Source organism: Vibrio astriarenae (genome assembly GCF_010587385.1).
GTDB lineage: Bacteria > Pseudomonadota > Gammaproteobacteria > Enterobacterales > Vibrionaceae > Vibrio > Vibrio astriarenae.
Genome location: NZ_CP047475.1, coordinates 1,681,023 through 1,693,307 on the forward strand (window position 1 = coordinate 1,681,023; position 12,285 = coordinate 1,693,307).

Consider the following 12,285-nt stretch of genomic DNA (forward strand, 5'->3'; position numbering starts at 1 on the left):
TAAAATTCAGTCTATCCCCTCACTAATTATTAGACCAACCCTACTATTAGGATTGGTCTAATACCATTTATTTGCTAACCATTTGCCTTTTTCAGAGACCAAATATCTACATCCATTACCAATAGGTAATCATGCTTTATTTCACCACTTCACAAAAGTCAATATTCAACCAAAACGAATACAATAGAGGCAAAACCCCAGATTATTTCATGGCATTTCACACTCTATACGTGACATTGAGGTAACTCAGTCAAACCTAACCGTATCATAACAAACCCCTACGTGATCTTGCTCACACCATATTCTTAAATTTAGTGATGCAGCTCACTATTTACACCACCCATCCCAACTGTTGATATTAGAATTCCCTTTCTAAATTTATTTTTCCGATTAGTAAATATTGTAATATTGATTACGTTTTGTGCTAACGCTATTACAAATATTACTATTTGGTTTTCCTTGTTATCTCAATCACATTTCCCACGTTGCTAACAAACCCGATCAAAATAAAAATATATATAGCTCTCTACGCTGGAACGAAGAGAGTGTTACTTATAAATGAAATAATGGAGTTATCCCATGTTCAAACTAAAACCACTTTTGGTAGCAACAGCAGTATGCTGTGTTTCTCTATCAAGTCTTGCCAATGCAGAAACAACTGTTCGTATGATGCACATCGAAACTGATCCAAACGTACTTGGAATTTGGCAAGATGTTGCTAAAGATTTTGAGGCTCAGAACCCTGACATCAAAATTAATATTGAGTTTCTAGAAAACGAAGCGTTCAAAGCTAAGTTACCTACCCTTCTTCAGTCGAACCAACGCCCAGACCTCTTCTACAGCTGGGGTGGTGGTAACTTCCAAGTACGAGCAGATGCTGGATTACTTGAAGATATGACAGGTTATTCTGCGACGCTTAACGATGAGTTATCACAAGCAGGTATGAATGCATTCCGTATCGACGATAAGCAATACGGTGCCCCTTACATGGTTAGCCAGGTGGGCTTTTGGTACAACAAAAAGCTCTTTAAGCAAGCTGGTGTTGATGGTGACTCAATTAAAACTTGGGATCAGTTCCTAACAGCCGTTGAGCAACTTAAAGCGGCTGGCATCACGCCTATTGCCGTCGGCGGTGCTGACAAGTGGCCTATGCACTTCTACTGGAGCTACCTGGTCATGCGCTCTGTAGGCCAAGAGGAATTCAATAACGCAATGCTCGACAAGGGCGAAGGTTTCGAAAGTGAAGCATTCGTGCGAGCAGGCGCTGAGTTGAAGCGTTTGGCTGATTTGGAACCATTCCAACCAGGCTTTATGGCGGCGGGATACGGTGAATCAGCAGGTCTATTTGGTGACCAAAAAGCCGCAATTCACTTAATGGGCGATTGGGACTACAACTTCCAAGCGCAACAAGCTGTCGACAAAATTGGTGTTGTTGATGCTGACCTTGGGTTTATGAACTTCCCTACCCTTAAAGATGGTCAAGGAGATGCGTCTGACACTTTAGGTGGTATCAATGGATTTGCTTTCGCCAAAGGTGCAAAACCAGAAGCAGCTAAATGGCTCGAGTTCTTCCTAAACAAGCAGTCACAAACAAAACTTGCTGAAATCGACCAAATCATTCCTGTCGCGAAAGGGGCAGACCAAGGTCTGAAAAACCCATTCAAGCAGCAGATTTCACAAACCATCGCAGAAGCACAATGGCACCAGGTGTTCTTTGACCAAGCGTTGGGCGCTGACGTAGGTGGTGTGGTTAACGATATCTCTGTAGGCATCGTTAATGGTGATATAACGCCACGTGAAGCCGCTGAGCAGGTTCAAGAAGCATGGGAAATGCGCTAATTAAGCGAGTTTAAGCACAGCAGTACAAAGCTGGTTGATTTTGTCTAATTTAGACTTCGTTCACCCATTAACCAGCTTTGATTCTGCATGATAAGGATATGTTATGAGTGATAAGTTAGCAGCTACGATTAGCGCACCTCAAGAGTCCGGTTCGAACAAGTTTTCCTCTTGGCTAAGAGAGAAAAACCATGGTAACCGTTTATTGACTTTACTGTTTTTTTTACCACCAGCGCTATTGCTGTTTACAACTTTTGTAATTTTACCACTAGGTGAAGCGGGCTATTACAGCTTCTTTAAGTGGAACGGTTATGGTGAACCAACCAATTTTATTCATTTTGATAACTATGTTCGTTTGTTTAAGCACAGTGCGTTTGAAACAGCGGCATGGAATACAGGTAAGATAATTCTCGTTTCATTGGTTATCCAGCTTCCGCTTGCGCTTGTCGTTGCGCTTAGTATCTATAAGCAAAGCTGGTCCAACAGTGTTTTTAGATTGATTTTCTTTTTGCCATACATCTTAGCGGAAGTTGTTGCGGGTCTTATTTGGCGCTTCGTCTTCGATGGTGATTACGGAATGATGGCTGGTATCGCTGAGTCATTAGGCACTGACCCGTGGTATATATTGGCCGATCGCGACTGGGCATTTACGGCAATCCTTGTGGTTATTGTTTGGAAGTACTTTGGTTTCCATATGATGATTTACATCGCCGCGCTTCAAAGCGTTCCGAAGGATCTCATTGAAGCCTCAAAGCTTGATGGTGCAAGCAAGTTACAAACGATTTTCCATGTCAAAATTCCGCTCATAGCGTCTGGAATCAAGGTTTCGATCTTCTTCAGTATCCTTGGTGCTCTGCAGACGTTCGACTTGATAATGCCATTGACGGGAGGTGGACCATCTCACACAAGTCACTCTCTCGTAAGTTACTTGTACACCTTCGGTATCACTCGAATGAATATCGGCTTTGGTAGTGCGATTGGTGTTGTGTTGTTCATCGTTTGCGTCGTATTCGCATTCACTTATCAAAATACGATCATGAAAGATCAACAGAATAACTAAGGAAAAAGGCATGGATAAATTAAAAAACATTCAATGGATTCGGCTCATATTTTTGATGCTGGTCGCCGGCTTTGTACTAATGCCTATGATCGCGACCTTGTTTGGTGGTTTTAAAAGCCTAGGTGAGCTTCGTACTAACCCATTTGGTATTCCAGAAGTCTGGGAATTAGAACACTACGCAACCGTATTTGCCGATGGTTCTATCTGGCGTTTAATGAAGAACTCATTAGTTATCGCAGGTCTCTCGGTTGCACTGACGCTCATCATTGGCACTATGACTGCGTTCACGTTCTCTCATATAAAATTTGCTGGTTACAACTATGTATACAGCTATTTTTTAATGGGCATGATGTTTCCCGCAGCTGCAGCAATACTTCCTTTATTTCTAAGAATACGTGACTTATCACTTTTAGACACATTGCCGGGTATTGTCATTCCTCAAGTAGCCTTTGGTCTTGGCTTCAGTATTCTTTTGTTCAGAACTTTCTTCGAACAATTACCAAAGGAGCTTTTTGACGCTGCTCGTGTCGATGGTTGTAGTTACGCACGTTTTTACCTACACATCATCCTCCCTCTCTCAACGCCAATACTTGCAACCGTTGGAGTGTTTGTCCTTGTCGGCAGTTGGAACAACTACTTACTACCTCTCTTGGTACTGAACACAGAAGAAATGTATCCGTGGACACTGGGTATCATGCAGTATCGCGGTGAATACGGTATCGCATGGAACAAGATTCTCGCTTACGTATCAGTGACGATCACGCCGGCAATTGTGTTCTTCTTACTTGCACAAAAATACATTGTAGCCGGATTGACCGGTGGCGCAGTTAAAGGTTAATAGAAAGGAAATTATAATGGCTTCAGTCTCTTTTAAAAACGTAGACAAAATCTATCCAGGTAACGTTCACATCGTCAAAAAATTCAACTTAGATATCAAAGACGGTGAGTTTATTGTTTTTCTTGGTCCATCGGGCTGTGGTAAGTCAACAACGCTAAGAATGCTTGCTGGTCTAGAGGACATCTCTGGCGGTGAAGTATCAATCAATGGCAAAGTGGTGAATAACCTTGAGCCTAAAGATCGTGATATCGCAATGGTGTTCCAAAGCTACGCACTTTACCCTCATATGTCTGTGTACGACAACATCGCTTTTGCGCTTAAACTCGCTGGTGAGTCTAAGCAGAGCATCGAAGAAAAAGTCCGTCCCGTTGCCGATATGCTCCAGCTTACACCGCTACTCGATCGTAAGCCAAAAGTACTTTCAGGGGGCCAACGCCAGCGCGTTGCAATGGGCCGTGCGATGGTTCGTACCCCTGAAGTGTTCTTGTTTGACGAACCACTGTCTAACCTTGATGCGAAACTCCGCAATGCAATGCGTAGTGAAATCAAAGCTCTGCATAAAAAGCTTAAGAAAACCACTATCTATGTGACACACGATCAGGTAGAGGCAATGACACTTGCCGATCGCATCGTCATTCTCCGTGACGGTGAAGTGGAGCAAATAGGTACACCTAAAGAAATCTACCAAAAACCCGCCAATAAGTTTGTAGCAGGCTTTATTGGAAGTCCAACAATGAACCTAATGTCTGCAGACCTAACAAATAATGACAATGGTTGGGGAATTGACCTTGCTGGTCAGAGATTGCCACTTCTAGGACGCGTCGACGAGCCAAACGCAGAGCAAAGAGTCACTATGGGCATCCGTCCAAGTGATGTTCACCTATCACCTGAGTTGCTCGACAAGCCGATTGAGGTAGATGTTACCGTTGAAAGCTACGAGCTTCTTGGCTCAACGATTCAGATTCTAAATCGATTCGGTGATAACCAATTGGTTGTCGAGGCACCTTCGACTCAGACTGTGGAAGAAGGCCAAACGATGAAACTGTATCTTGATAGCGAACAACTGCACGTCTTCAATACGCAAAGTGAAAGTGCGATTTACGACAATCACTAAGCGTCACTCCCTTGGCCCATGCTTGCATGGGTCTTTTTTTGTTTTCATTTCAAGAATAAGGAGAAGAAATGAAACATTACCTTATAGCACTACTGAGTTGCTCACTGCTTTCCGCTTGCTCAACAACGGTCAGCGAGAGTTTACAACGCGTCTCAGACCCTGATATACCCACCAACATCAGACTATTCGTTGGCCAAGACCTGGGGTCTGTAGGTGGCCTAGAGGAATACAATCAAGGTTATGTGGACTATTTTGGCGTCCCAGCCGGAGTCACTATCTACACCAGTTTAGAGTCACTGGAAGGACTCACCTCCAAAGTGAACTATGGCGCTGGCGATAGCCATGCCGACCTTTATCTCACTTCATCTTCCTTTGACGATGTCGACATTGCAATGGGGCTTAACCTTGTCAATCAACTCGATAAAGTGAACAGTGGACAACTAGACCAAAACCTAGCGGCCCTCTCTGACTGGATAAAAAGATCTAATCGAAAAGTATACCTGAGGATAGGTTATGAGTATGAGGGAGCATGGAACGGCTACGAGCCTGAAGCGTACAAACAAGCCTATCGTCATATTGTCTCGACACTAGAGAAAGCTCAAACGAGCAACGTTGAATATGTTTGGCAATCCAGTGGCTATGAAGAGGACCGAGACAATCTCTTACGCTATTACCCTGGAGATGGTTATGTAGACTGGATGTCCTACTCCTACTTTAATCATGACCCTAAAGAAGCAGGAAAAGAAACACTTCAACTTGCGAGAGAAAAAAACAAGCCAGTGATGATCGCAGAAGTCACCCCTAGAGGGGCCGACCTCCTTCTCGATGATGGTGAGGAGCTATGGAAAACATGGTTTGTGCCTTTTTTAGCCCATATAAAAGATAACCAAGATAGCATTAAAATCGTCGCATATATTAATGCTCTATGGGATGAGCAGCCTATGTGGGAAGGTCAAGGTTGGGGAGATAGCCGACTTCAAGCCAATCTATACTTAGCCACGAAATGGAGAAGGACTCTTAAAAGGGAAGGCTGGGAAGTGAAAACAACGGTAGCCCCCCCTCCTATTTTTATCCTCCCAGACGATTACGAAGAGAGAAAACAGGCTAGGAACAAAAACCAAGAAGCTCTGATTCCTGATGAGAAGCAATCCCAAGCTGAAGATGCCATTCCCAAAGGGAATGCACGCATCTATCCAGACTCTGCGGCAGTTGGAGGACAGGGTATCGCCTACATTTATCAAGAAGGGGATGGTCTTCTGTTTAAAGAGGTTACGCAGTCCAACTACCTCATTGTGCGTTATGCCTCAGAGCGCTCAGGCACGATAGGTTTAGCCGTAAATGGCATACGAAAATACGACCTTCAATTTGAAAGCACGGGCTCATGGGTCGGCAATTACAACACGATTGAGCTGATGGTCGACATCCCAAATAAATCCGATGTTGAAATCATTTGGAACGATGGAGATAGCGCACTCAACATAGATTATCTGGTCTTTGATCGTCGCTAAATTTCAAGCCCCCACCTTGGGGGCACTTTACCCTACATTTTGTTTATTGGCGGTTAGCTATGAATTCAATCGTAAATAGAATGATAGTCTCTTTTGTACTATTGATAACTTTAATCTCTGCCGTGTCAGTCGTTGCTTTCATCACTTCTGAACTACTAAGTAGCACTGTGACCAGTATCGAGCGTGATGCGATTAACGTTGCGAAAAGTGCAACGATATTGAGAACCTCCGTCGCGAAAGCCACGACGTCTACCCTTCTCTTTCAATTTCCAAACTCTGAAATAGCCGATTTAGGCGTATTAGAAGAAGTTAATGCTAAGCATCAAGAAGCGTTAGACAACATCGAAATTATTGAAGAACTTCGATACTTGCCTGTTATTCAATCTCTGTTTGTCTTTCTGTCACCTGAAGAGAACGGGGCATTTTCCTCACTACTGAGTGAGTACCTTACTTTGTTGACTGAGTTAATATACTCGAAAGAGAGAGTAGCAAACGCAGAGCAGGCAGCTTTTGTGAGTGCCATGATATATGAACAGCAATCTCGAGCTATCCTCGCTTCGCTTGAGAAACTCCCAACGAGCGGTGCGTTGGGCCAAAGAGATATTACATTTCTTAGCTTTCACGCAAGCGCATCTAATCAATTAATTAATAACATCCTCATCCAACTTTCAACCGACCAGGTATGGGTAGTCAAATCTAATCTCGACCGACATACTCGAATGCTTGAACGAAAAATCGAGTTCATCGCAAAAGACTCACCCAAGACTGCTGACAAGATCAGAAATATACTCTCTCCAATGCTCGAAACAATTGAAGCTGATGATGGAATGCTGGCACAGCATCTTTACAAATTAGATCAACGGGACTTGCAAGCCAGTCATAACCAAGAAGTCATGAATGTCGGTCATGCTCTGGAACAGCAACTCCAATTACTTGATGAACGTGTGAACGAACATAGTCAGCAACTCATCAATGAATCAACTCATGTTGCACAACGTAATCAAAAAATGGTCTCTGTACTGTTGATTAGCTCACTTCTAATTGCCCTTGCGACCGGTATCTATTTGACTAATACGATTAGAACTTCGATTAAAACGCTAAAACTGGCTCTAGAAAAGCTTGCACAGAGAAAGTTAAACGAAACACCTATTGTGGTGGGTAAAGACGAATTTGGTACCTTGGCTAAAGAAACCAACGCCGTACAGTATGAACTAATGAATGCGGTCGCTACATTGAGTGAAAGCTCCCATCAATTGATGACGCTGACTGAAACACTCTCTACGGATTCTGCTCATGCACTCGCGCAAACTGACCAACAATCTCTGCACGTAAATGAAATGACAGCCGCTATAGAGCAGATGAATAGCGCTATTTCTGAAGTTGGCGAATCTGCTAATCTCACTCTTGAAGTGGTTGAGCGCACGCTTAGCGGCGGCTTAGAATGTCAGCAGGCAACGCACCAAAGTATTGAGGCGATACAGTCTTTAGAGAAACAGCTTGTCGATATCAATCAAAGAGTAGAAGCACTGACTCAGCAAAGCCAAAGTGTGGAATCTGTCGTTTCCGTTATCCATAACATTTCAGAGCAGACAAACCTACTGGCACTCAATGCGGCGATAGAATCAGCACGCGCTGGCGAGTTTGGTCGAGGCTTCTCCGTCGTAGCCAATGAAGTCAGGACACTTGCGGAAAAAACACGTGAGTCAACCGGCACTATTCAAACGACACTGCAAGCGCTCAATGAAGAAATTCAATTTGTTGCCAGTGACATTAAAAAGAGTGTGGATTTTTCAACGGTAAATGCACAAGCATCGCATCGCGTCGGCCAATTGAATGACTCGCTCCTTAGTGAAATATCGGGCATTAAAGACATGACGGCACAAGTAAGCTGTGCAACGGAAGAGCAGAGTATGGCGTGTGATTCGATTTTGAATAATATCAAAGCGGTTAACCAAGCCTCAGCGAGTATTGCTTCCCTCACCAAAAGCAGTGATGAGCAATGCAAAGAGCTCGTCTCATTATCGAAATCGAACCAAAGCTTAGTTGGGCGATTTACTTTATAGTTTTTTCTTATTGAGCTCTAGACTCAAAAACGGCGTGACAATGTCACGCCGTTTTTTCTCATTATCGTAAGTGTTATGCGTCAGACGGGAATTCCCACTTGTCGTCTTCAGTAATCTCTCTCACCATTCGGCAGGGATTACCGTAAGCAATAACACCAGCAGGGATATCTTTTGTTACGACACTGCCCGCACCAATGACACTACCATTGCCTATGGTCACGCCAGCACAAACGGTCGTATTAGCCCCTATCCAAACTCTATCTTCGACGGTAATTGGCGCTGAATCATACAACCCGCCATCAACGCGCTGTTCTGGATCAATCGCATGCCCTGCACAAGAGAGCACACAACCTGGACCAATCATCACACCATGTCCAATGGTCACAGGTGAAGTGTCTAAGATAACCGAGTTGAAGTTTACCAAAGCGCGTCCGAGAAAATGGATATTAAACCCGTAGTCACAGCGAAATCCCGCTTCAACATTGATGAAATCCGTTACGGTTCCGAACAGTTGCTTATAGATACGCTCTTTGGCTTCTAAGTCACCCGAGTGGGTTTGGTTAAGTTCAAAGCAAAGATCTTTTGCATTGTCTTTGTATTATAAGTTTGCACGTTCAAAACGATGAACAATACGTTCATCAGATGTACTTTGTTCTAGAAAAGTCATGCTAGCGCCTGCCTAAGTTGTAGGGTTCGAGTCTATATGTGACAAGTTCAACAGCAACTACACTAGACCTAGTGTCTGATATTGCGTGCTAGGTCTTTGTTTTAGCTACTCTAACTCAACTGGAGGTCGGAAAGTCATCTCATGCATGACCACATCATCAGGCAGCTCTAAAAGCAGTGCAATCGTGTCCGCGACACTTTTCGGGTGCATATACTGAGGTCGTTCAGCCTCTCTAAAGTTGGTATCCGTGCCACCAGGGAATAGAGACGTGACTTTAATGCCGTGCGGTTGTGCTTCTTTCATCAAAATGGCACTAAACCCGGCTAGACCTTGCTTCATCGCAGTGTAAACACTCATGGTTTCATTTGCGCGCTTAGCGACCGTCGACACCACGTTGATGATTTGCCCTTGTTTTTTCGGCTTCATCACTTTCAATGCTTCACGACTCAAAATAGCAGGCGCTCGCAGGTTAACAGCATACTGATGATCAAACTCTTCAATGGTTAACTCATCAATCTCACATTTTCGAGAGTTCATGCCCGCATTATTGATAAGAACGTCCAGAGTACCTAACTTTTCTACCGCAGCCTGGAACAGATCGACGACTTGCTCCGCATCGGCCAGATCCGCTTGAACAATCTCACACCCAGTCTGTGATTGCAGGGTGGTTAATCGCTCCAAATCGCGGCCGGAAGCGACCACTTTATGTCCTTTTTCGCACAGTGACTTTGTTAACTCGTAACCAATACCACTTGTTGCACCTGTAACGATGATTGACTTCATGATTTACCTAAGTATTTGTTTGTTGAGTACATAGAAGTCTCGCATATTCGCATGACAATAGTCGCGCTCAATATCCCACTACGAACCATTCCACCCCTCAAAGCATAACAAAACATGAATAAGTGTAAGCAATGGTTAACCTCTGACCTTGTAAGCTTCCTTCTGTCAAAGGCTTCACTTTCACTCACTCATGTCTGACAAATACACATTGAGCTCGTGAATAATTAGCATCAAAGAAACATCGACAGAGCATAACTATGAAAAAGCTAAAATTAATCCCTGTAATTGCCGTACTAGTCAGCTTGGTAAGCTTTTCGTCACTCGCTCATCCTCATGGGCACGGTAAGCACAAAGGTAAACATAAGCACAAGCACGGTCATAAAGAAGTGATCGTCGTTAAGAAGTATCATCCTTCACCAAAGAAGCGTCCTAAGCATCGTCATTACCACTATAAGCGCATGCCTAAGCACACGACCTACATTAAGATTGGTAACTTCACGTATGCAAAAGTAGGTGATCATTACTATCAACGTCGTGGCAATAACTACGTCAATGTGATCATCAAATAGCGTTGATTAGCTCCCTGCCCCCAAATTCAACTTAGACGGGGGCTTGGGCCCGTAACTATTTTCACCAGCAGAGCCCTCTATCAGAGCACAAACAACAAAGATAACGACTTGCCCTATCAAAGGAATGATATGTAGGAATAACCATCGTGAAGAGCGGTGACTATCATGGAGTCGTTTAGCTTGAATGGATAAGTAAATCCACAAAACGACAATGAAGTTAATCAGGGTGAAGATAACTGCCCCTGAAGAATCGACATCATCAATTGCCGTTGGATCAATAAGTTGACGAACGAAGAAACTCCACAACGATAGCATGGCAGTACAGAACAAGAATGTTCGTCGATTGATCCGACCTTGAAAGGAAAACAATAACTGTTTGTAGCTCATGACGGCCTTCCTCCTGACTTTTTCTTAAATATAGACCAAGACTATTGATGCTTGTTTCCACAAATCACAATCTGCTATGGTGAGAGTAAGTAGTAGTACAGGCAGTAAATTAATGAAACAACTCACAATCCTTGATGGTGGCATGGGACGCGAGCTACAAGAGATCGGTGCCCCCTTCTCTCAACCATTGTGGAGTGCCCAAGCCCTCATGGAAGCCCCCCAATTCGTTCACAAAGCCCATCAACATTTTATCGATGCCGGGGCTGAGATAATCACCACAAATAGCTACGCCTGTGTGCCATTTCACCTTGGACAAGATCTTTATGAAAAAAAAGGCGCAGAACTGGCAACAAAAGCGGCGAAAATTGCCCGACAATGTGCAGATGAAAATAGTCATAGAGTACTCGTGGCGGGTTCAATCCCACCTCCTCTCGGCAGCTACCGTTCTGATCTCTTTATTGAACAAACTGCCTTGCCAATCCTTGATACCCTCATACAAGCTCAAGCGCCGTATGTCGACATTTGGATAGTTGAGACGCTGTGTAGTGTTCACGAGTTCAAAGTCACTCAAGAAAGGCTCTCTAATACGAATAAGCCTTGTTATTACGCGTTTAGTTTAGCAGACGATATTCAACGCCCTGCCTCACTTCGCTCTGGTGAAACCGTTGAAGCTTTGGTCGATTTGCTTATTGAATCAAACGCAAAAGGGGTCATGTTTAACTGTTCAATTCCAGAAGTGATGGAAGCCGCACTTGTTGCTCTTCAACCCGCACTAAAAGCCAAAGGTAATGATTTTGAGCTGGGCATTTACGCGAATAACTTCTCACCAATTGACAGTGAACACGAAGCTAATGACACGCTGCAAAGCACTCGTGAATTATCACCACAAGACTATGTGAAGTTCGCAAAGCGCTGGCATGAACTTGGTGCAACCATTATCGGCGGTTGCTGTGGCATTGGCCCCAAGCACATTCAGGCTCTGAGTGAATGGAAGCAAGCTATGAATGGATATACATAAGTCACTGATTGGGCACTATTCTTAAATGTGTGCCCTATCATTTTGTCAATCACCACCGTTAGAATCAAGCAACTCACTCACCTTCACATCTGAGCATTCGCTGCGAGCGGTTAACCACTCTTCGACTACTTTTCTATCTTCGTCTGTCGCCGAGTCATAACGCCCTTCTCCAATGACGAAGCCATCAAAACTATGCTGATTGGCACCACCGCCCATGATCAAGTTTCGTGATTCAAGGAAATCAAAGAACTCATTGAGTATCGCTTCATAACCAGTGTCGGAATCGATATCTACCTGGCAAGAAAAGCCAAAACCAAGTACTGCGAACTCATCAACATAGAGTTTCTTTCGTAATCTTCGTGTTCTATTTTTTGCCATTCTTATTCCCCTAAGTACCAACCACACACAATTTTGCAGTTTAGCCCAAAATTTAAATCTAGAC

The 12,285-nt window shown here is 43.8% G+C and carries 12 protein-coding genes; 8 read left to right on the forward strand and 4 right to left on the reverse strand.

Annotation, left to right across the window (positions count from 1 at the left end):
• The first annotated feature begins 579 nt into the window (after positions 1 to 579).
• The 6 genes from GT360_RS07995 (at position 580) to GT360_RS08020 (ending at position 8,419) form a co-directional block, all read left to right on the forward strand.
• Positions 580 to 1,839 carry an ABC transporter substrate-binding protein gene (locus tag GT360_RS07995; protein ID WP_164648356.1) on the forward strand — a complete coding sequence of 420 codons (1,260 nt, stop codon included), beginning with the start codon at positions 580 to 582 and terminating at the stop codon, positions 1,837 to 1,839.
• 103 nt (positions 1,840 to 1,942) lie between these two features.
• On the forward strand, positions 1,943 to 2,896 hold the full coding sequence (locus tag GT360_RS08000; RefSeq protein ID WP_164648357.1) for a carbohydrate ABC transporter permease: 954 nt from the start codon (positions 1,943 to 1,945) through the stop codon (positions 2,894 to 2,896).
• A 10-nt stretch (positions 2,897 to 2,906) separates the two neighbouring features.
• Positions 2,907 to 3,734: a carbohydrate ABC transporter permease gene (locus GT360_RS08005; RefSeq protein ID WP_164648358.1), complete on the forward strand. Its 828-nt coding sequence runs from the start codon at positions 2,907 to 2,909 to the stop codon at positions 3,732 to 3,734.
• Positions 3,735 to 3,750: 16 nt separating this feature from the next.
• Complete coding sequence (locus GT360_RS08010) at positions 3,751 to 4,848, forward strand: ABC transporter ATP-binding protein (protein WP_164648359.1); 1,098 nt, start codon at positions 3,751 to 3,753, stop codon at positions 4,846 to 4,848.
• Between the two features lie 68 nt (positions 4,849 to 4,916).
• Positions 4,917 to 6,356, forward strand: coding sequence for a glycosyl hydrolase (locus GT360_RS08015; RefSeq protein WP_164648360.1), 1,440 nt, complete (start codon positions 4,917 to 4,919; stop codon positions 6,354 to 6,356).
• Positions 6,357 to 6,415: 59 nt separating this feature from the next.
• Complete coding sequence (locus GT360_RS08020) at positions 6,416 to 8,419, forward strand: methyl-accepting chemotaxis protein (protein WP_164648361.1); 2,004 nt, start codon at positions 6,416 to 6,418, stop codon at positions 8,417 to 8,419.
• Between the two features lie 73 nt (positions 8,420 to 8,492).
• On the opposite strand, the gene GT360_RS21885 is transcribed toward GT360_RS08020, so the two are convergent.
• Together GT360_RS21885 and GT360_RS08030 are read right to left on the reverse strand one after the other, a co-directional pair.
• Positions 8,493 to 8,843 carry a DapH/DapD/GlmU-related protein gene (locus tag GT360_RS21885; RefSeq protein ID WP_239502536.1) on the reverse strand — a complete coding sequence of 117 codons (351 nt, stop codon included), beginning with the start codon at positions 8,841 to 8,843 and terminating at the stop codon, positions 8,493 to 8,495.
• A gap of 348 nt (positions 8,844 to 9,191) precedes the next feature.
• Positions 9,192 to 9,869, reverse strand: coding sequence for an SDR family oxidoreductase (locus GT360_RS08030; RefSeq protein ID WP_164648362.1), 678 nt, complete (start codon positions 9,867 to 9,869; stop codon positions 9,192 to 9,194).
• Between the two features lie 257 nt (positions 9,870 to 10,126).
• On the opposite strand from GT360_RS08030, the gene GT360_RS08035 reads away from it, so the two are divergent.
• Positions 10,127 to 10,438, forward strand: a complete 312-nt coding sequence (locus tag GT360_RS08035) for a VPA0510 family protein (RefSeq protein WP_164648363.1) — start codon at positions 10,127 to 10,129, stop codon at positions 10,436 to 10,438.
• Positions 10,439 to 10,444: 6 nt separating this feature from the next.
• Here the strand turns inward: GT360_RS08035 and GT360_RS08040 are convergent, their stop codons facing one another.
• Positions 10,445 to 10,825, reverse strand: a complete 381-nt coding sequence (locus GT360_RS08040) for a DUF805 domain-containing protein (protein ID WP_164648364.1) — start codon at positions 10,823 to 10,825, stop codon at positions 10,445 to 10,447.
• A 112-nt stretch (positions 10,826 to 10,937) separates the two neighbouring features.
• On the opposite strand from GT360_RS08040, the gene GT360_RS08045 reads away from it, so the two are divergent.
• Positions 10,938 to 11,843: a homocysteine S-methyltransferase family protein gene (locus tag GT360_RS08045; protein ID WP_164648365.1), complete on the forward strand. Its 906-nt coding sequence runs from the start codon at positions 10,938 to 10,940 to the stop codon at positions 11,841 to 11,843.
• Positions 11,844 to 11,888: 45 nt separating this feature from the next.
• Here GT360_RS08045 and GT360_RS08050 read toward each other — a convergent pair whose 3' ends face one another.
• Positions 11,889 to 12,221, reverse strand: a complete 333-nt coding sequence (locus GT360_RS08050; protein ID WP_164648366.1) for a YggL 50S ribosome-binding family protein — start codon at positions 12,219 to 12,221, stop codon at positions 11,889 to 11,891.
• Positions 12,222 to 12,285: the final 64 nt, after the last annotated feature.